Raw genomic sequence first — 20,028 nt, forward strand, 5'->3', positions numbered from 1 at the left:
TCGTCATCCCGGGGCGAGCCCGGCATGACAGATATGATGCTTGCCGCTTCGCCTCAGAAGCTGGTCGGCGCGCTGCCGTGCGGGATCACTTCCCAGGCCAACACCCGCGTGTGCCTGAGCGGCACCTGGCGCAGCCAGTTGAAGCGTTCGCCACGCTGCAGCCGAGCCCACAAGCCGTCCGGGGCAACATGCGCGTATAGCTCCATCTCGTTGAGCCCGGGGCAGGCGGCGACATAACGGGCGCCGCTTGCCCGAATGATCGTCTCGGCTTCAGCCGGCGTACCGATGAAGGTCGCGATGATCGCGTGGATTGCCGCGGCGTTGCGATGATAGCTGCCACCGATCGCATGGTGGCTCGTTGTAGCGACCAGATCCGGTGTGACGTCGAGCGGCGCGAAGATGATCGATGGCGGTAGCGCGGCCAAGCTGCGGATGTCCTCGGGCCTGGCGCATCTCGGGACGTCAGACGTCGAAGGCACCGCGGTCTTCTTGCCCATCATCGCGTGCGCGGCGGCGATGATCCCTTCCGATGCCAGCCCCGGGGAACTGGTGACGAGTGCCCCCGCCGTTGCGATCAGCCGCAGCGGTGCCGAGCGGACGGCGCGCGCCCGCCTCAGCAGCCGCATCAGCACCGCCGCGGATCCCGGTAGCGCTAGAGCGTTCGCCGTCGCTCCGGCGCGACTCACCAGGCAGGCGATGATCGTTGCCGGCACCATGACGCCGAGAAGCAGCCACCAGCGCTCTCGCACGGCCGGCGAAGCGTCGCGGAGCGCCAGCAGGCTGCCGATCAAGCCGACGGTCGGCAAGGCGATATTGACGATCGCCCAACTCGGATCCTGCCGCCAGATCGGCATGCCCTCCGCGACATTCTGGTACCAATAGGTCCTCACCAAGGGATCGAGCGTGGCGAACGGCCCGCTCAGGCAAGCATCGGCGAACAGGCGCAAGGTGATCAGGCACCCGGCCGCGCCGATCGCCAACAGGCCAAGGCGCACGAGGAGTGGCGCCCGTGTCGCCGCGTTCGCCGCGGTGAGCGCCAGCGCGGCGATGGCGAACACCGCCAGCCACGGCGGCGACATGGCATCGCAGGGCATTGCCCAAAAATCCGGCCCGCGTGTCGCCAGATGGAGCAGCGCCGCACCGCCGAACAGCGTCCAGATCAGCCCGAGCATGAACGGCGCGCGGCGGCGGTCAACCAGCCAGGCCAAGGTAGTCACCGCGGCGATCGCGGCGGTGATCGGCAGGCCTTCGAACGACACCGTCACCAGCGCCGCGAGCGCTGCGCCCGCGACGACGCCATGGCGCCAGGTGGGCGGTCCGATCAGCAGCAGCACGGCGACGAGCGCAAGCACCGTCTGCCAGCCGTGATGATCAATCCGCATCGGCATCATCTGAAACACGATCGGCGTCGACATCGCGGTGATCAACACCACGAACTGCGATGCCTCGAGATCGGCCAGTCGGCGCGTGATGCGCGCCACCAGCGCCATGGTCGCGAGCAGCGTCAGCAGCGGTACAATCACCATTGCCAGCCGTTCGGCGTCCAACCGGCCGAGCAGCGGTGTCGCCGGAGCGATCACCGCCGCGAGCGGCAGGTCGATCAGCCGCGACCAGTGCATCGGATAATGTCCGGCGTTGAGGCGATGCTGGCCGACATCCCACCAGCTCTGGCCGCCCAGCCAGTCGCGCACCTCGAGCAGTCGCATGGCATCGTCGGCGTCGGGAAAGCGGAACAGGGTAATGGCGGAATAGAAAGCGATCAGCAGCACCGCCGAGGCGAGCAGCCAGCCGCCGATCACCGCCGGCCACAGCCGTTTGGCCGTCATGCGGCGCGCAGCCGCCCCGGCACCGCGCGGACGCTGGCGAGCGCGGCCTGCTCGCCCTCGTTGCCGGCCTCGTGATATTCGGCGTCCTCGTTGACCCCCCAGATGTCGTAGATGCGCTCGCCGGCCTCGATGTTGCGCACCGTCAGCATCGCGGTCATCATCGCATGATCCTGGTTGTTGTAGCGGTGCATGCCGTTGCGTCCAACGCAGTGCAGCGTCGGATAGCGAGTCTCCAGCTCGGCCCGCAGCGCATCAACATTGCCGCGATAATGATCGTCATAGACCGGATAGGCCTTTTCCTGGCGCACCACCGTGCCCCCGACCACCTGATCCGGCTCGAGCAGGCCGAGGATGCCCATCTCGCGGGTGGCGAGCGCGACCAGTTCCTCGTCGCTCGACGACCACAGGCCGTCGCCCTCGAAACAGAAATATTCGAGGCCGACGCAGGCAATGGCGGGATCGGGCACCATCTCCGGCGACCAGCTGCGAAAGTTCTGGACGCGGCCGACCTTCACCTTCGAATCGTGGATGTAGATCCAATTGTCGGGGAACAGGTCGGGCGCGCGAACCATCAGCGCGACGGTCAGGAAGTCGCGGTAGTTGAGGTCGGCGGCCTGTGGCAGCGTCTGCGGCAGCGGCTGCAACCGTGTGGCGAGCTCGCGCATCGGTGCGCTGGAGATGACGTGGTTGGCGGTGATCGTCACCTCGCCGCCATCGGGCGTCGTCGCGGCAACACGCCAGCGGCCGGTGACGGGCTCTTGCGCCAATTGCTTAAGTGCATGGCCCATCAGGATGTGATTGCCCTGCTCGAGCACGCGGTCGCGTGCGGCATCCCACATCATCCCCGGACCGAGCCGCGGATAACGAAAGCTCTCGAGCAGCGTCTTGGCCTGCATGCCGTCGTTGGGGCGCTTGTTGAGGCCGAGCGATCGCTTGAGCCCGTCGGTCACCGCGGCACCGAGGCTCAGCCCCTTGATGCGCTGCGCCGCCCAATCCGCGCTCATCTCGTCGCATGGCATGCCCCACACCTTTTCGGTATAGGTCTTGAAGAAGATCGAATAGAGTTTGTGGCCAAACTGGTTGATCACCCAGTCTTCGAAGCTGCGCACGGTCTTTTTGGGCGCGATCTTCCAGCGCAGATAGCTCGCCATGCAGTGCGTTGAGCGCCAGATGCCGAGGTTGCCGAGCGCCTCGAACGCGCGCAGCGGATAGCTGTAGAATTTACCCTCGTAATAGATGCGGCTCATCCGCGGCCGCTCGATGAAATCGTCCGGCAGCAGTTCGTTCCACAGGTCGACCACTGGCTGCGACTTGGAAAAGAAGCGGTGGCCGCCGACGTCGAAGCGAAAGCCCTGATGCTCGACGGTGCGGCTGATGCCGCCGACATAGGTGGGGTCCTTTTCGATGACCGTCACCGAAAAGCCCGCCTTGCCGAGTAGATAGGCGGCGGTGAGGCCCGCCGGGCCCGCACCGATGATCGCCACATCAACCGTCTTGCTGCTGCTCGCCATGTTCTTCCAACATCCCCCGGAGATGCCCGGAGGGATGAAGGAGCAAGGCTAAAACTCCGTTAACGAACCTTACTGGTCGCGGCGGCCGAGCAGCCGCAGCCGCAGCGCGTTGAGCTTGATGAAGCCCGCCGCATCGCGCTGATCATAGGCGCCCTGGTCGTCCTCGAAGGTCACGACCTTTTCCGAATAGAGCGAATTGGGCGACTGGCGGCCGACGACATAGACACCACCCTTGTACAGCTTGAGGCGCACGGTGCCGGACACCTTCTCCTGGCTGTGGTCGATCGCAGCCTGCAGCATCTCGCGCTCCGGCGAGAACCAGAAGCCGTTGTAGATCAGCTCGGCATAGCGCGGCGCGAGCTCGTCCTTGAGGTGGGCGGCACCGCGATCGAGGGTGAGCTGCTCGATGCCGCGGTGGGCGAGATGATAGATGGTGCCACCCGGCGTCTCGTACATGCCGCGGCTTTTCATGCCGACGAAGCGGTTCTCGACAAGATCGAGCCGGCCGATGCCGTGCTTGCGACCGAGATCGTTAAGCTTGGCGAGCAGGGTCGCGGGGCTCATCCCCTCGCCGTTGATCGCGACGCCATCGCCACGCTCGAAATCGATCGTGATGAACTCGGGCACGTCGGGCGCGTCCTCCGGGTTCACCGTGCGCGAATAGACATAGTCTGGCACCTCGTCCCACGGGTTCTCGAGCACCTTGCCCTCGGACGAGGTGTGGAGGAGGTTGGCGTCCGTCGAGAACGGGCTTTCGCCGCGCTTGTCCTTGCTGACCGGGATCTGGTGCTGCTCGGCGAACTCGATGAGGCGCGTGCGGCTGGTGAGATCCCACTCACGCCATGGCGCAATTACCTTGATGTCGGGAGCGAGGGCATAATAGCTAAGCTCGAAGCGGACCTGGTCGTTGCCCTTGCCGGTGGCGCCGTGGCTCACCGCATCGGCATTGACCATCCGTGCGATCTCGATCTGGCGCTTGGCGATCAGCGGCCGCGCGATCGAGGTGCCGAGCAGGTATAGTCCCTCGTAGAGCGCGTTGGAGCGCATCATCGGGAACACGTAATCGCGCACGAACTCCTCGCGCAGGTCGTCGATGAAGATATGCTCGGGCTTGATCCCCATCAGCTCGGCCTTCGCCCGCGCCGGCTCGAGTTCCTCGCCCTGACCGAGATCGGCGGTAAAGGTGACGACCTCGCAATTATAGGTCTGCTGCAGCCATTTGAGGATCACGCTCGTATCCAGCCCACCCGAATAGGCGAGGACGACACGGTTCACGGACTCGGACATGGCACGCTCCATCAGCAATTCTGGGCATTCGGCAATCGGGGGGCGCTTAGGGGGAGGGGGCGCCGGGTGCAACCGGAACGCGCGTCATTCAGCACGCGTTTAGCCGCGCTCCGCCACTGCGCGGGTCATTTCCAGGAGTTTCCCATGGTCCGTACCTCACTTGTCCTGCTGCTCGCGCTCGGCGGCGCTTATCCCGCCGCGGCGCAAAGCCTGAGCGCCAACGACATCGCGCTGTTCCGCAAGGAATTCGCCGCGACCGACACCAACAAGGACGGCGTGCTCAGCCGCAGCGAGGTGCAGGTACGCACCGCCGGGATGGCGGTGAAAGGGCGGCGCCCCGATCCGGTGCACGCCAAGCGCCTTGCCGAGCTGTGGTTCGCCAGCGCCGATCTTAACAAGGACGGCAAGGTCACCGAACCCGAGGCGCAATCGCTGTTCGCCGCGATGGTGCGCCGCCAGGCCGCGCAACGCGGCGCCGCCGGCCCTGCCGCGCCGCGCAAATAGCGGCCGTCAGCCCCGCAACGCGCGCTCACCCCCGATCATATAGTCGCGGGTGAGCGGCAGGTTGAGCCGGCTGCGTGACAGCTGGATCTGGTAATTGACCATGCCCCCGGTGCGGAACGCGGCCGCCGCGCCGGCCAGGTAGAAGGTCCACATCCGATAAAATCGCTCGTCGTACAAGGCGACGATCTGGTCCTTGGCGGCGACCGTCCGATCAAACCAATGATCGATCGTGAGCGCATAATGGACGCGCAGCACCTCGATGTCGGTGGGGAACAGCTTCAGCCCTTCATAGCCGCGCACGATTTCCGACAGCGCCGGATTGTAGCCGCCCGGGAAGATGTATTTGGTGGTGAAGGTATCGGTGACACCGGGACCGCCCATCCGACCGATGGTGTGGAGCAGCATCACCCCGTCGTCGGTGAGCAGCTCGCGGCACTTGCGGAAGAATGCCTTGTAATGCGCCGGGCCGACATGCTCGAACATGCCGACCGAGACGATCCGGTCGAAGGTGCCGGTGAGGGCGCGATAATCGATCAGCTCGAAGCGCACCTTGTCGGCAACTCCAGCCTCTTCGGCGCGGCGGCGGGCGACTTTTAGCTGTTCCTCGGACAGGGTGACGCCGAGCACCTCGGCACCCGTCTTGGCGTGGATGTACAACGCCATCCCGCCCCACCCGCAACCGATGTCGAGCACGCGCATGTTCGGCCCGATCGCCAGCTTGGCGACGATATGTGCCTTCTTGTCCGCCTGCGCCTGTTCAAGGCTGTTGGCGGGATCGGTGAAATAGGCGCAGCTGTACTGGCGATCAGCGTCGAGGAAGAGGTCGTACAACCGGTCCGACAGATCGTAGTGATGCGCGACGTTCTTCTTGGAGCGGCGCGCCATGTTGACCCGGTCGACCCGGTGGACAACCGTGTCGAGCAGCTTGATCGGCAGCGAGGGGTTGAGCCCGCCGCCCTTCTCCCAGGGGTTGTTGCCCTTGAGCAGATTGACCAGGTCGCGCACGTCGCCGCGCTCGATGATCAGCGTGCCATCCATGAACGCTTCGGCCGCGCCCAGCGCCGGATGGCGGACGATCCGCCCCGGCACGCTGCGATCGGCGAAGCGGATCGTGACATCGGTGAAGCCCGCGTCCGGCTGCCCGAAGCTCTTGGTGGACCCGTCTGCGTAGGTAACGGTAAGCTGCCCGCGCTTGACGAAGCGGGCGAGGAAACGATCGATCAGCGCCATGCGGCGTCTGCTAACGAGTGGTACGGAATGATGCTAGCCCGCATGGTCCGCAGTGGCTCAAATGCCGGCGTACCAGTCGTAATCCACATTGTCCTCCCAATAGCCGCCCTTGCCCTTGCCAATGCCATCGAGGCTCGCGACCGCATCGATCGCCATCACATATTTGGCGTGCTTGTAGCCGAGCTGGCGTTCGACGCGCAGCCGCACCGGCGCGCCATGCGCCACGCCGAGCCTGGCGCCGTTCATCTTGAGCGCGAGGATGGTCTGCGGGTGGAAGGCGTCGACCGTGTCGATCGATTCGTAGTAAGGCGTGCCGTTGAACAGGTCGGCGCAGGTGAAGACGACATAGCGCGCCGAGCGCCGCATCGCCGCGACCTTGAGCAATGTACCGAGCAGCGGCCCCTGCCACTGGCCGATCGCGCTCCACCCTTCGACGCAATCGTGGCGGGTGATCTGCGAGCGGGCCGGCATAGAGGCCAGCTGCGCGAGGCTGAGCGACAGCGGACGATCGACCAGCCCGCGCACCTGCAGCCGATAGTCGGCGAACTGGTTGGCAACCATAGCCGCATAGGCCGGCGTGCCCGGATCGTGGGTGCCGTTGGCGCGGAAGATCGGCGACATCTGGTCGGGGCGGAACTCGGGCGCGAGCGCGCTGCGGTCCATCAGCGCCCGCTGCAGCCCGCGCTGCATGTCCTCGCCCTTGAACAGGATCTTCCGCGCCGCGGGAATCTGCACCACCCGGTCGCAGCCGGCGAGCAGCAGCCCCGCGCCGCCGGCGAGCAAGTTGCGCCGCGCAATCATGCCGAGGGGACCTTCCACCAGCCGGTGATCATCGAGCGCAGCTCGTTGCCGACCCCGGCGAGGATCACCAAAGCGAGATGGACCACGGTGAAGCCGCCGATCAGCGAGGCGGCGATGAAGTGCAGCGAGCGGGCCGACTGGCGGCCGCCGAACAGCTCGAGCAGCCACGGCCATGCCGCATCCATGCCTGGCGACAGCGCGAGCCCGGTGAAGATCATCAGCGGGATCGCGCCGAAGATCACCAGCACGTAGGACAGCTTCTGCAGCGTGTTGTAGGCGCCGGGATCATCGGCATCGTGGAAACGGAAGGCGAGGTGATCGCGCACATCCTCGGCAAGGTGGGCCGGCGTCAGCTCAGCCGCGCGCAACCGCAAATTGCGCTGGACATGGCGGTTGATCAGGCTTGCGACCAGGAAGGCGAGCAGGCCGAACGCCAGCACCAGCGCGAAGAACAGATGCCAGCGCCGGGAAATGGCGAGATTGTAGCTGCCGGGAATGGTGATCCAGGCGGGAAAGTGCGGCAGCTGCGCCCAGGCATGGTCGAAATTGGCGCCATAGCGTCCCCAGTAAAGCCGCGGATGGGCGTTGGAGATGCCGAGTCCCGAGCCGAGCAGGATGACGATCGCGATGGCGTTGAGCCAATGCCACAGCCGCGTCGCAAGCGCGTGGCGGTGGATCAGCGTTCCGGGCTTGGCGGCGGGCATGCACCCGCCTAGCAAAGTTCGCATGAACACCGAATGGCATTTTTACGAGCCGCGCGACGGCCATCGCCTCGCCCATGATCCACTCAACGCGATCGTCGCGCCGCGCCCGATCGGCTGGATCAGCTCGGTGTCGCCCAGCGGGGTGCGCAATCTTGCGCCCTACAGCTTCTTCAACCTGATCAGCTACCGCCCGCCGCTGATCGCCTTTTCATCCGTCGGCATGAAGGACAGCGTCGCCAACATCCGCGCCACCGGCGAATTCGTCTGGAATCTCGCGACCCGTGCGCTCGCCGAGCCGATGAACGCGAGCGCGGCGATCGTGCCGCCGGACGTCGACGAATTCACCCTGGCGGGGATCGAGGCGGCGCCGTCGCGCCTGGTCGCACCGCCGCGGGTGGCGGCGAGCCCGGCGGCGTTCGAGTGCAAGCTCACCCAGTTGATCCAGCTTCAGGACAAGGATGGCGCGCCGATCGACCAATATCTGGTGATCGGCGAGGCGGTCGGCATCCATATCGACGTCGCGATGCTCGACGACGGCGTCTACCAGACCGCCCGTGCCCGCCCGATCACCCGCGGCGGTGGTCCGGCGGATTACTTCGAGATCACCGAGGACGCATTGTTCAAGATGGGGCGGCCGGGAGCGTGAGCGGAGCAGCCTAGCCGTCGATACGAACCTATCCGCTCGCCCTGGATCCGTTGAAGGGCAGTGCTTTGACAGGCCCAGCACGAGCGAAAGGCATGACGCGAGCGAGGAATGCGCTTCCTGGTCAGTGATAGGCCCGCCAGAAGAACACGATCGTGGTGACGATCGTCACCAGCAGGGTCCAGCCGCGGATCACCCCCGGCGACAGCCGTTTGCCGAGCAGCGCGCCGAGATAGCCGCCGGCGATCGAGCCGACCATCATCGGCACCCCCAGCGCCCAGCCGACCATCCCCGTCGCGACAAACACCAATGTCGCCGCGGCATTGGCGGTGGCGAGCATCAGCGTCCGCAGCGCGGCGAGCTCGGCCGGCTCCTTGCCGGTCAGCAGCCCCCACATTGCGGTCAGCATCATGCCGATGCCGCCGCCGAAATAGCCGCCGTAGATGCCGAGCAGCGCCTGCCCTGCGACCAGCGTGCGCGGCCCCGCGGCGAACCGGCTATGCAGCCAGTCGGCGGCGCGGCGGCCCAGCGCGATCGCGATCGTCGCCGCGAGCAGCAGCCAGGGCACGATCACGTCGAACGCGCTCGGCGGAGTCAGTACCAGCAGCAGGCTGCCCGCCAGGCCGCCGGTGAAGGTGATCGCCGCCAGCGTCCGCACGCCGACGCCTGACAGGGGCGTTAGGCCGTCACGATAGGCCCAGGCGCTCGCGATCGCGCCGGGCTCGACCGCGACGTTGCTGGTCGCATTGGCGTGGGTGGAGGGCAGGCCAAGCGCGATCAGCGTCGGCATGGTCGCGAACGAGCCACCGCCGGCGAGCGCGTTCATCGCGCCGCCCACCAGCCCCGCGCCGCCGGCTAGCCCTGCCGCCAGCCACTCAGCCAAGCGCGGCCATCTTCTCCTCGGCCTCGCGGTCCATCTGCGCGCGGCTCTTCTTCTCGGCGGCGGTCTTGAGCTGGCCGCAGGCAGCATCGATATCGCGCCCGCGCGGGGTGCGCACCGGTGCCGAGATTCCGCCCTGGAACACGATGTCGGAGAAGGCGCGTACGCGCTCGGGCGTCGAGGTGTCGTAGGGGGCGCCCGGCCAGGGATTGAACGGGATCAGATTGACCTTGGCGGGCAGCTGATATTTGCGCAGCAGGCGGACGAGCTCGTGCGCCTCGGCGTCCGAATCGTTCTTGTCCTTGAGCATCACATATTCGAACGTGATCCGCCGGGCATTGTTGGCGCCGGGATAATCGGCGCAGGCCTGCAGCAGCTCCTCGATCCCGTATTTCTTGTTGAGCGGCACGATCTCGTCGCGCACCTCCTTGGTGACGGCATGAAGCGACACCGCAAGATTGACGCCGATCTCCTCGCCGGCGCGCGCCATCATCGGCACCACGCCCGAGGTGGAGAGGGTGATCCGCCGCTTCGACAGCGCCAGGCCATCGCCGTCCATCACCAGCTTGAGCGCGTCGCGCACCGCATCGAAATTGTACAAGGGCTCGCCCATGCCCATCATCACGATGTTGGTGAGCATGCGGCCTTCGGGCTGCGACGGCCATTCGCCGAGCGCATCGCGTGCGAGCATCACCTGGCCGACGATCTCGCCCGCGGTGAGGTTGCGCACCAGCCGCATCGTCCCGGTGTGGCAGAAGCGGCAGTTGAGCGTGCAGCCGACCTGGCTCGATACGCACAGCGTGCCGCGATCGGCGTCGGGGATGAACACCGCCTCATAATCCTGCCCATCGGGCGAGCGCAGCAGCCACTTGCGGGTGCCGTCGGTGGAGACCTGCGCCTCGATCACCTCGGGGCGGCCGATCACGAACCGCTGCTCCAGCCACGGGTGCATGGTCTTGGAGATGTCGCTCATCGACGCGAACTCGGTGGCGCCGCGGTTGTAGAGCCAGTGCCAGATCTGCTTGGCGCGCAATTTCGCCTGCTTCAGCTCCATGCCGCCATCGAGCAGCGCCTGGCGCAGCTGGTCCTTGGTCAGCCCGATCAGGTCGACACGCCCGTCCTCGCGCAGGCTCGGCGCCCGCGGAACGGGCACGGGATCGATGTGCCCGGGGATGGGCATCGGCGGCGTCGACACTGTGAGCATCGCGGCCATATAGCAGAGATCGGCGAAATTTCCATCCCGCCGCCACATCGGTCAAGCCAGCCGGCGCGGGCATCCCGAGCGGCCAGCGTGCCACCGCAAGACTCGAGCCTTCACCGGAGTGACGGATCGCTAATGGCCGACGCACGCCAGCGCCGCGGCATCGATCGCGGTCGCCGCGCCGGCGAGCGCATAGACGTCGGCGAACGGCCGCCCGCCCGTGGCAACCGCCTCGATGCTCATGCTCCGGCCCGATCGCAACACGGCGACCAGCGCGCGATCGCTCGGCGCATCGGCGGCCCAGGCATCGCGGCTGTTGGCGACCAGCTCGAACCGCCGCTCGCCGACCGTCAGCGTGACACCGGCGGCACGATCGCGCTCGCGGCTGAGGCGGATGTGGAGCGATTCGCGCAGGCCCCGCTCGGGCCAGGTGGCGATGCTGGCAAAGCCGGTGCTGCGCCCGCCCGCCGCGACCGGCCGCGCGATCGCGAAGCAGCGGTGCGGCGTCGCATCGCGAAACGCACCCCAGCCTTGGTACACGCCGATCGTGTCGCGTGACGCCGCCGGCGCGGCGGCGGCGGCCAGCAGCAGCGCCAGCGCCGCCCTCATGCCGGGGCGTGACCGGTGCCACGATGCACCAGCCGCTCGCGGCCGTGCTCGATCAGCACCAGCGATCCCTGCGGCAGGCTCGCCGCGATCGGCGCGGCGAACGCCGGATGCGGTGCGGCGCGGGTCAAGACCCCGCGCAGCACCCGGCTGGAGATGCCGTGCATGATCACCAGCCGGTCGCCATCATGATGATCGGTATCGGCCAGCCAGGCCGCCGTGCGCGCGGCGATCTCGCCATAGGTCTCGCCGTCGGGCGCGGGGGTGAGCAGTCCGCCGGGTATCACCACCGGCCCGACCTTGGCGGCGAGATCGGCATAGTAACAACCGCCCCAGCTGCCCATGTCGATCTCGACCAGCCGCGGGTCGGTGCGCGCGCCATGCCAGTCGAGCCCGAGATGCTCGGCGATGATCGCGAGCGTCTGCAGCGCGCGGCCCGTCGGCGACGCCCATAGCGTCAGCGCGGGCCTGGTGCCGAGCAGGTTGCGCATCGCTCGCCCGATCTCGTCCGCCTGGGCAAAGCCGGCGCGAGTCAGCGGGGTGTGCGGATGATCGCCCTGCAGCCGGCCGGCGGCATTGAACACCGTCTCGCCATGCCGGGCGATGAAGTCGCGGCCGCGGCGATCCTGGGGGCGGGAAGGGGCCAGCGGCGGATGGTCCATGGCCCGGCGGTTTCAACCCCCTGTGGCGTAAAAGCAACGCTTTTCCGTGTTTAGCTGAGGTTCATGCAACCGGCCGCGGACACGCCCATTTAGCCGATCTCCCCTGTGTTCGGGAGGCGTAACCAATGGAGTTCTTGTATGCGTAAGCTTTCCGTGGCCGTGTTGCTGGCCGCTTCCGCCCTCGCCGCCACGCCGGCGCTCGCCCAGTCCACCAACCCCACCTTCACCGGCCCGCGCGTCGAGGGCACGATCGGCTGGGATCACCTCGTCGCCGGCAGCAGCGAGGACAATGACAACGGCCGCAACGACCAGAAGACCGATGGCTTCCTGTACGGCGGCGGGGTCGGCTACGATGTCGCGGTCGGTGGCGTCGTGCTCGGTGCCGAGGGCGAGATCACCGGCTCCACTGCCAAGAGCAGCCGCAACGACTATACCGAGGACTTCGGCTATGGCCGCGTCAAGGCGGGTCGCGACCTCTATGTCGGCGCCCGCGCGGGCGTGATCGTCACGCCCAACACGCTGCTCTACGTCAAGGGCGGCTACACCAACGCCAAGCTCAACGTGCTCGCGGGCAACACCGACACCACCACCGACAATTCGTTCAAGCTCGATGGCTGGCGGGTCGGCGCGGGCGTCGAGCGCGCGTTCAGCGGTCACACCTACGGCAAGCTCGAATATCGCTATTCGAACTACGAGAAGGGCAAGATCGATTACGCCGACGGCGCCACCAGCAGCCGCTTCGACGTCGACACCGATCGCCACCAGATCGTCGCCAGCTACGGCATCAGGTTCTGAGCCGCCGTTAACGCGGCGTTTACCGGAATCGGGAGAGGGGTCGGGGCGCTTGCTCCAACCCCTTCTTCATGGGTAGGAACAAGGGCGATTACGCCCCGGACTCGGGGGTTGGGGGATATTGATGAAGGCGACCATCGAACGCGCGACGCTCCTCAAGGGGCTGAGCCACGTCCAGTCCGTGGTGGAGCGGCGCAACACCATCCCGATCCTGTCCAACGTGCTGCTCGAGGCGACCGCCGAGGGCCAGCTGCGGCTGATGGCGACCGATCTCGATCTGCAGATTAACGAATCGATCCTCGCCGCGGTCGACCAGGCGGGCTCGACCACCGTGTCGGCGCACACGCTGTTCGATATCGCGCGCAAGCTGCCCGATGGCAGCCAGGTCCAGCTCACCGCCGCGGAAGGGCGGATGACGATCGTCGCCGGCCGGGCCCGCTTTTCGCTCGGCACGCTGCCGCGCGACGATTTTCCGGTGATCGCCGAGGGCGAGCTGCCGACGCAGTTCGAGCTCCCCGCCGAGACGCTCAAGCAGATCATCGACAAGACGCGCTTCGCCATCTCCACCGAGGAGACGCGTTACTATCTCAACGGCATCTTCCTCCATGTCGCCGAGGATGGTCCCGAGCCGGTGCTCAAGGCCGCGGCCACCGACGGCCACCGCCTTGCCCGCGTCACCCTGCCGCGGCCGTCGGGCGCCGAGACGATGCCCGACGTGATTGTGCCGCGCAAATGCGTCGCCGAGCTGCGCAAGCTGCTCGACGAGGTCGACGGCTCGGTCGGCGTGTCGCTGTCGGGCACCAAGATCCGCTTCGATCTCGGCCAGGCGATCCTCACCTCGAAGCTGATCGACGGCACCTTCCCCGATTACAGCCGCGTGATCCCGACCGGCAACGACAAGATCCTGAAGCTCGATCCGCGCAGCTTCGAGGAGGGCGTCGACCGCGTCTCGACCATCGCCACCGAAAAGACCCGCGCGGTCAAGATGGCGCTCGATCGCGACAAGATCACGCTGTCGGTGACGAGCCCCGAGAACGGCACCGCCGCCGAGGAAGTGCCGGGCGAATATACCTCGATGCCGTTCGAGATCGGCTTCAACAGCCGCTATCTGCTCGACATCCTCGGCCAGATCGACAGCGACACCGTCGAGGTCCACCTCGCCGACGCCGCCGCGCCGACGCTGATCCGCGAGAACGACAAGGCGCCCGCACTCTACGTGCTGATGCCGATGCGCGTCTGACTTTCTCCGCGTCATCCCGGCTTTCGCCGGGGTGACGTAGGCTGTCATGAACATTCATACGATTCGCGCGCGCAACCCGTTCTCATCCTGCTAGGCGGGCAGCGATGCTGTCGCGCCTCGTCCTCACCGATTTTCGCAACCACCCCGGCCTGGTGCTGGCGCCGGGTCGGGGCTTCGTGGTGCTCACCGGCGAGAATGGCGCGGGCAAGACCAACATCCTCGAGGCGGTGTCGCTGCTCGCCCCCGGCCGCGGGCTGCGTCGCGCCGCACTGTCGGACATGGCGCGGCAGGACGGCCCCGGCGGCTTCGGCGTCGCGGCGACGCTGGCGGTCGGCGACGACCCGGTCGAGCTCGCGACCGGTACGCTCGCGGCCAGCCCCGAGCGGCGCCAGGTCCGCATCCAGGGAGCCGCGACCACCGCCAATGCGCTGGCGGAATGGCTTACCGTGCTGTGGCTGACCCCGGCAATGGACCGGTTGTTCGTCGAGCCCGCAGGCGAGCGGCGCCGCTTCCTCGATCGCCTCACCCTAGCGCTCGACCCCGGCCACGCCCATCATGCCGCGCGCTACGAGGCGGCGATGCGCGCACGCAACCGCCTGCTCGCGCAGGACGAGCCTGCCGATCCTGACTGGCTGGCGGCGCTCGAAGCGCAGATGGCGGACCATGGTGCCGCCGTGGCGTCGGCGCGGCATGAAGCGGTGGATCTGCTCGGCGCCCAGCTCGCCGAACAACCCGAGGGCCCGTTCGCGCGTGCCGGTCTGGCGCTGCACGGCTGGGCGGGGGAGGCGGGGCAGCTCGCCGCCGAGCTGCGCCAGGGCCGCGCGCGCGATGCCGCGGCGGGGCGTACCCTCGTGGGGCCGCACCGCGCCGACCTCGCGGTGACGCATCTCGGCAAGCGGCAGCTGGCGGCGCTGGCGTCGACCGGCGAGCAGAAGGCGCTGCTGCTCGGCATCGTCCTCGCCCATGCCGAACTGGTCGCCGCCAGGATCGGCCGTGCGCCGATCCTGCTGCTCGACGAGGTCGCCGCCCATCTCGATCCGGTGCGCCGCGCCGCCCTGTTCGCCCGGCTCGCCGGCCATGAGCAGGTATGGATCACCGGCACCGAGGAAGCGCTGTTCGCCGAGGTCGGCGCCGGCGCGACCCGGGTCGCGCTCGGCTGAACCGCGGCTGTCGGCAGCGGTCACGGATCGTTCACGGCGCCGACGGCATTGACGCGGGTCGGGGCGGGCGATGGAGGACAATCAATGACAAAGACCGTGTTCAAGCCGATGCTGATCGCCGCCGCCACGCTGGCCACCGGGCTGACCGGCAGCGCCCAGGCGCAGGATCACCGCCGCCATGACCGCGTCGTCGTCGTCGAGCGGCGCACCGTCGTCGAGGACGGTGGCTGGGACCACCGCGGCATGCACGATTATGGTTTCCGCCAGACCCCGCGCGGCGCGATGCTGACCCTGTCGGAAGACGTCTTGTTCGCCACCGACAGCGACGTGCTCCGCCCCGGCGCGGTCAACCGCCTGCGCCCGCTCGCCGGCTACCTCCGCCACAATCCCGGCGTCCGTGTCGCGATCGACGGCTTTACCGATTCGCGCGGGTCGGACGCACACAACCAGGCCCTGTCGGAGCGCCGCGCCGCCAGCGTGCGCAGCGCGCTCGATGCGATGGGTGTGACGCGGGCGCGGTTCAGCGTCGCCGGCCATGGCGAGCGCAATCCGGTCGCCACCAACAATACCCCCGCCGGGATGCGCCAGAACCGCCGCGTCGAGGTGACCTTGCTCGGCCGCCGCGCCGCCGAGTTCGCGGGCTGACGGATCAGCAAGCCATCCTCACCCTTCCCGGAAGGGCGGGGATGGCCCCACACCCCATTTTCCTTCCGTTTCGCGGGCGAAATGCCTATATGCTGGGCATGGCAACAGACCCGCAGAATTCCGACGCCGAGCAGCCCTCGGCGCCCAACGCCAACGAATATGGCGCTTCCTCGATCAAGGTGCTCAAGGGGCTCGACGCGGTACGCAAGCGTCCGGGCATGTACATCGGCGACACCGACGACGGGTCGGGCCTCCACCACATGGTGTTCGAGGTCAGCGACAATGCGATCGACGAGGCGCTGGCGGGTCATTGCGACCGCATCGACATTCAGCTCAATCCCGATGGCTCGGTGTCGGTAACCGACAATGGGCGTGGCATTCCGACCGGCATCCATCCCGAGGAAGGCGTCTCGGCGGCCGAGGTCATCATGACCCAGCTCCACGCCGGCGGTAAGTTCGAGAACACCTCGGACGATAATGCCTATAAGGTGTCGGGCGGACTCCACGGCGTCGGAGTCTCGGTGGTCAACGCGCTGTCCGAGCATCTCGATCTCACCATCTGGCGCGACGGCGAAGAGCATTACATGCGCTTCATCCACGGCGACGCCGCGGCACCGCTCAAGGTGGTCGGCCCCGCGACCGAAGGCCAGAAGGGCACCCGCGTCACCTTCCTGCCGAGCCCCGCGACGTTCAAGATCACCGAGTTCGATTTCGACAAGCTCGAGCATCGCTACCGGGAGCTCGCCTTCCTCAACTCGGGCGTGCGCCTGTTCCTCACCGACGCGCGGCACGAGGATACCAAGACCGTCGAGCTCTATTACGAGGGCGGCATCGCCGCCTTCGTCAAATATCTCGATCGCGCCAAGACCCCGCTGATGCCCGAGCCGGTGGCGATCAGTGGCACCCGCGACGACGTCACGATCGACGTCGCGCTGGAGTGGAACGACTCTTATTATGAGAACGTCCTCGCCTTCACCAACAACATTCCCCAGCGCGACGGCGGCACCCATCTTGCCGCGTTCCGCGCCGCGCTGACCCGCACGCTCAACAATTATGCGGAAAAGTCGGGGCTGCTGAAAAAGGAGAAGGTCACCCTCACCGGTGACGACATGCGCGAGGGCCTCACCGCGATCGTCTCGGTCAAGCTGCCCGACCCCAAGTTCAGCTCGCAGACCAAGGACAAGCTTGTCTCGTCCGAGGTGCGCCAGCCGCTCGAATCGCTGATGGCCGACAAGATGGCCGCGTGGCTCGAGGAAAATCCCGCGCACGGCCGGTCGATCGTCGGCAAGATCATCGACGCCGCGGCGGCGCGCGAGGCTGCCAAGCGTGCCCGCGAGCTCACCCGCCGCAAGGGGGTGATGGACATCGCCTCGCTGCCCGGCAAGCTCGCCGACTGCCAGGAGAAGGACCCGGCCAAGTCCGAGCTGTTCCTGGTCGAGGGTGATTCCGCCGGCGGCTCGGCCAAGCAGGGTCGCGATCGCCACTTCCAGGCGATCCTGCCGCTGCGCGGCAAGATCCTCAACACCGAGCGCGCGCGTTTCGACCGGATGATCGCCAGCCGCGAGATCGGCACGCTGATCCAGGCGATGGGCACCAGCATCGGCCGCGACGAGTTCAACGCCGACAAGCTGCGCTACCACAAGATCGTGATCATGACCGACGCCGACGTCGACGGTGCGCACATCCGCACGCTGCTGCTCACCTTCTTCTATCGGCAGATGCCCGAGCTGATCGCGCGCGGTCATCTCTTCATCGCCCAGCCGCCGCTCTACAAGGCGACCCGTGGACGTTCGGAGGTCTATCTCAAGGACGATGCCGCGCTTGACGATTATCTGGTCGATGCCGGCGTCGGCTCGATGGTGTTCGAGGCGCCGTCGGGGCCGCGCTCGGGCGCGGATCTCAAGCATCTCGCCGATCATGCCCGGCGGATGCGCTCGCTGATGCGCTACGTGCCGCGGCGCTACGATCCGGCGATCATCGAGGTGCTGGCGCTCGGCGGTGCGCTCGACCCCACCTTCACCCGCGAGCAGCGCCAGGCGACCGTCGCCGAGGTGACGCGCCGGCTCGATTCGGGCGACGACGATGCGACCTGGTCGGCCCGGCTGACCGAGGATGGCGGAATCCACTTCGAGCGGCTGTGGCGCGGCGTCACCGACCACCACATCATCGAGGCGACCTTCCTCGCCAGCGCCGAGGCCCGCAAGCTCCACACGCTCTCGGCCGAGCAGGCGGAAAGCTTCGTCCAGGCGGGCAAGCTGGTGCCGCTGAAGGGCATGGCCGCCGCGCCGCTACCCGAGGACGTCAGCCCGACCGACGAGGAAGGCAACACCACCACCATCGCCCGCGGCGAGACGCTGGTGGCGCGGCCGTCGCAGCTGCTCGACGCGATCCTCGCCGCGGGGCGCAAGGGCCTAGCGATCCAGCGGTACAAGGGCCTGGGCGAGATGAACGCCGATCAGCTTTGGGAAACCACGCTCGATCCCTCCAACCGCACCATGCTCCGCGTCACCTCCGACGACGTATCGGCGGCGGACATGATCTTCACCCAGCTGATGGGCGAAGTGGTCGAGCCGCGGCGTGAGTTCATCCAGGACAATGCGCTCAACGTCGCGAACCTGGACGTCTGACCGTCACGGCGCGGGAGGGGGGCTGCCGCCCTCCCGCGCCGCCCGCTTGGACGAGCCGTCGCGCAGCGCCCAGCGCAGCACCGTGCCGATCCCCGCCACCCCCGCCCGCACCGCCGGCCGCCCGAATGAGGGCCGGTCCAGCCCGTGCATTCGCGCCGCCCAGTCGGGCAGCAGGTCGATCCCGCCTTCCATCAGCACCTTCTGTGCCGGCGCCATCGCCAGGCTCGCCGGCTGTTGCCCAATCAGCGCCCGCGCCACCTCGCGGGTGCGGTGATCGGCGCGCAGCTGCGGTCTCACTGCCGCGATATAGGCGTCGAGCGCCGCGCGGCTGTCGGGCACCTCGGTGGCGCCGAGCCGCTCGGCGATCGTCGCATATTCGCGCAGATACCGGTCCTGCTCGGCGACCGGCAGCCGCGGGTCGCGATATCGCCGGTAGGCGGCGAGGAACGACGAGACCTCGGCGACATGCACCCAGGTCAGCAACGCCGGATCGTTGGCGCTGTAGGGCGTGCCGTCGGGCAGCGTTCCCGCCACCGCGTTGTGGATCCGCCGCACCCGCGCGATCAGCCCCTCGGCGGTCGCGGTGGCGCCATAGGTGGTGCCCGAGATGAACTGTGCGGTCCGCTTCAATCGCCCGAGCATGTCGCGCCGGAAGTTGGAATGATCCCACACCCCAGCAAGCGCGCCGGGATGGAGCATCTGCAGCAGCAGCGCCGAGACGCCACCGGCCATCATCGCGGTGAAATCGCCATGGATCTTCCACGCCGCCGATCCCGGGCCGAACAGCCCGTCGTCGCCGGGCGGTCGGGCCAGGTCGACGCCGCCGTCGCCGAAGCCGACCAGCCGATGCACCTGCCCCTGGATCGTGTCACGCAAATCGCTCATGCTCCCCACCTAGTGTTTCCTGGAGGGGAAACCAGCGACGGGAGAGCAAGCATGCGCATGATCGGGATGATGGCAGTGGCAGTGGCGGCGATCGCCACGGCAGGCGTGGCGCAACCGCGCCAAGCGGTGAGTCCCGCAATCACCAAGGCACTGGCCGATCCGGCGCGGGCCGACCAGCAGGGCGACGATGCGCGGCGCCAGGCCGCCGCGGTGCTCGCCTTCTCGGGCACCAAGCCGGGCGACACGGTGATCGATTACCTGCCGGGCTCAGGCTATTGGACGCGGATATTCACCGGCGTCGTCGGCGCCAAGGGTCATGTCTATGCGCTGTGGCCGGCCTCCGGCGGCAAATATGCCGACAAGGCGCTGCCGGCGCTGCGGGGCCGCGGCCTCGCCAACGTCACCGCCGAGGTCCAGGCGACCGACCTGCCCACCGCGCCCGTCCCCGTCGACCTGTTCTGGACCGCCCAGAACTATCACGACATCCCCAATGGGGGTGGCGGCGAGCCGGCGCTGCGCGCGTTCAATGCCGCGGTGTTCAAGCTGCTCAAGAAGGGCGGCACCTATGTGGTGATCGACCATGCCGATACGGCGGGTCGTGGCCTCGCCAACACCGCGACCACCCACCGCATCGATCCCGCGGCGGTCCGCCAGCAGGTGGAAAGCGCCGGCTTCCGCTTCGTCGGCGAATCGCCGGTGCTGCGCAACGCGGCCGATGACCACAGCCAGAAGGTGTTCGATCCCGCGATCCGCGGCCGCACCGATCAGTTCGTCTACAAGTTCCGCAAGCCGTAAGCGGCGATCCTGGGCTTCTGCGTCGGCAG

Annotated in this window: 19 protein-coding genes; 8 read left to right on the plus strand and 11 right to left on the minus strand. The window is 67.6% G+C overall.

The window, feature by feature from the left end:
• Nucleotides 1-53: 53 nt before the first annotated feature.
• The 3 genes from AC07M8_RS07255 to AC07M8_RS07265 form a co-directional block, all read right to left on the minus strand.
• Nucleotides 54-1,826 carry a hypothetical protein gene (locus AC07M8_RS07255; RefSeq protein ID WP_495173682.1) on the minus strand — a complete coding sequence of 591 codons (1,773 nt, stop codon included), beginning with the start codon at nt 1,824-1,826 and terminating at the stop codon, nt 54-56.
• A complete protein-coding gene (locus AC07M8_RS07260; RefSeq protein ID WP_495173683.1) occupies nt 1,823-3,337 on the minus strand; it encodes an NAD(P)/FAD-dependent oxidoreductase in 1,515 nt (504 codons plus the stop codon). Before AC07M8_RS07260 ends, AC07M8_RS07255 begins: the two co-directional genes overlap by 4 nt.
• Before the next feature lie 69 nt (nt 3,338-3,406).
• Nucleotides 3,407-4,624 (minus strand): argininosuccinate synthase, encoded by a 1,218-nt coding sequence (locus AC07M8_RS07265; RefSeq protein WP_495173684.1) that lies wholly within the window; start codon nt 4,622-4,624, stop codon nt 3,407-3,409.
• A 144-nt stretch (nt 4,625-4,768) separates the two neighbouring features.
• Here AC07M8_RS07265 and AC07M8_RS07270 point away from each other — a divergent pair, with 144 nt between their 5' ends.
• Nucleotides 4,769-5,128, plus strand: coding sequence for an EF-hand domain-containing protein (locus AC07M8_RS07270; RefSeq protein WP_495173685.1), 360 nt, complete (start codon nt 4,769-4,771; stop codon nt 5,126-5,128).
• A gap of 6 nt (nt 5,129-5,134) precedes the next feature.
• Here the strand turns inward: AC07M8_RS07270 and AC07M8_RS07275 are convergent, their stop codons facing one another.
• From AC07M8_RS07275 to AC07M8_RS07285, 3 genes are read right to left on the minus strand one after another with little or no spacing between them, the layout of a single operon-like run.
• Nucleotides 5,135-6,358, minus strand: coding sequence for a class I SAM-dependent methyltransferase (locus tag AC07M8_RS07275; protein WP_495173686.1), 1,224 nt, complete (start codon nt 6,356-6,358; stop codon nt 5,135-5,137).
• Nucleotides 6,359-6,415: 57 nt separating this feature from the next.
• Entirely contained in the window at nt 6,416-7,159 is a 744-nt protein-coding gene (locus tag AC07M8_RS07280) for a molybdopterin-dependent oxidoreductase (protein ID WP_495173687.1), read from the minus strand.
• Nucleotides 7,156-7,863, minus strand: coding sequence for a cytochrome b/b6 domain-containing protein (locus AC07M8_RS07285; RefSeq protein WP_495173688.1), 708 nt, complete (start codon nt 7,861-7,863; stop codon nt 7,156-7,158). The genes AC07M8_RS07280 and AC07M8_RS07285 overlap by 4 nt, the downstream gene beginning before the upstream one ends.
• Before the next feature lie 22 nt (nt 7,864-7,885).
• Here AC07M8_RS07285 and AC07M8_RS07290 point away from each other — a divergent pair, with 22 nt between their 5' ends.
• Nucleotides 7,886-8,509: a flavin reductase family protein gene (locus tag AC07M8_RS07290; RefSeq protein ID WP_495173689.1), complete on the plus strand. Its 624-nt coding sequence runs from the start codon at nt 7,886-7,888 to the stop codon at nt 8,507-8,509.
• A 121-nt stretch (nt 8,510-8,630) separates the two neighbouring features.
• Here AC07M8_RS07290 and AC07M8_RS07295 read toward each other — a convergent pair whose 3' ends face one another.
• From AC07M8_RS07295 to AC07M8_RS07310, 4 genes are all read right to left on the minus strand, one after another.
• Nucleotides 8,631-9,389, minus strand: coding sequence for a sulfite exporter TauE/SafE family protein (locus tag AC07M8_RS07295; RefSeq protein ID WP_267396297.1), 759 nt, complete (start codon nt 9,387-9,389; stop codon nt 8,631-8,633).
• Complete coding sequence (rlmN, locus tag AC07M8_RS07300; RefSeq protein ID WP_495173788.1) at nt 9,382-10,590, minus strand: dual-specificity RNA methyltransferase RlmN; 1,209 nt, start codon at nt 10,588-10,590, stop codon at nt 9,382-9,384. The genes AC07M8_RS07295 and rlmN overlap by 8 nt, the downstream gene beginning before the upstream one ends.
• Nucleotides 10,591-10,719: 129 nt before the next feature.
• Nucleotides 10,720-11,196, minus strand: coding sequence for an invasion associated locus B family protein (locus AC07M8_RS07305; protein ID WP_495173690.1), 477 nt, complete (start codon nt 11,194-11,196; stop codon nt 10,720-10,722).
• Entirely contained in the window at nt 11,193-11,855 is a 663-nt protein-coding gene (locus AC07M8_RS07310; protein WP_495173691.1) for a histidine phosphatase family protein, read from the minus strand. The genes AC07M8_RS07305 and AC07M8_RS07310 overlap by 4 nt, the downstream gene beginning before the upstream one ends.
• A gap of 138 nt (nt 11,856-11,993) precedes the next feature.
• Here AC07M8_RS07310 and AC07M8_RS07315 point away from each other — a divergent pair, with 138 nt between their 5' ends.
• From AC07M8_RS07315 to gyrB, 5 genes are all read left to right on the plus strand, one after another.
• A complete protein-coding gene (locus AC07M8_RS07315) occupies nt 11,994-12,650 on the plus strand; it encodes an outer membrane protein (protein WP_267396300.1) in 657 nt (218 codons plus the stop codon).
• 121 nt (nt 12,651-12,771) lie between these two features.
• Nucleotides 12,772-13,887 carry a DNA polymerase III subunit beta gene (gene dnaN / locus AC07M8_RS07320; protein ID WP_267396301.1) on the plus strand — a complete coding sequence of 372 codons (1,116 nt, stop codon included), beginning with the start codon at nt 12,772-12,774 and terminating at the stop codon, nt 13,885-13,887.
• A gap of 104 nt (nt 13,888-13,991) precedes the next feature.
• Nucleotides 13,992-15,047, plus strand: a complete 1,056-nt coding sequence (gene recF, locus AC07M8_RS07325; RefSeq protein WP_495173692.1) for a DNA replication/repair protein RecF — start codon at nt 13,992-13,994, stop codon at nt 15,045-15,047.
• A gap of 84 nt (nt 15,048-15,131) precedes the next feature.
• The gene (locus AC07M8_RS07330) at nt 15,132-15,692 is read left to right on the plus strand and encodes an OmpA family protein (protein ID WP_495173693.1); all 561 of its coding nucleotides are present in this window, start codon (nt 15,132-15,134) and stop codon (nt 15,690-15,692) included.
• An 89-nt stretch (nt 15,693-15,781) separates the two neighbouring features.
• The gene (gene gyrB, locus AC07M8_RS07335) at nt 15,782-18,319 is read left to right on the plus strand and encodes a DNA topoisomerase (ATP-hydrolyzing) subunit B (protein ID WP_495173789.1); all 2,538 of its coding nucleotides are present in this window, start codon (nt 15,782-15,784) and stop codon (nt 18,317-18,319) included.
• Between the two features lie 3 nt (nt 18,320-18,322).
• Here gyrB and AC07M8_RS07340 read toward each other — a convergent pair whose 3' ends face one another.
• The gene (locus tag AC07M8_RS07340; protein ID WP_495173694.1) at nt 18,323-19,204 is read right to left on the minus strand and encodes an oxygenase MpaB family protein; all 882 of its coding nucleotides are present in this window, start codon (nt 19,202-19,204) and stop codon (nt 18,323-18,325) included.
• A gap of 51 nt (nt 19,205-19,255) precedes the next feature.
• Here AC07M8_RS07340 and AC07M8_RS07345 point away from each other — a divergent pair, with 51 nt between their 5' ends.
• Complete coding sequence (locus AC07M8_RS07345; protein ID WP_495173695.1) at nt 19,256-19,999, plus strand: class I SAM-dependent methyltransferase; 744 nt, start codon at nt 19,256-19,258, stop codon at nt 19,997-19,999.
• Nucleotides 20,000-20,028 lie beyond the last annotated feature (29 nt).

This window comes from Sphingomonas sp. GW821-FHT09E03, assembly GCF_059416225.1.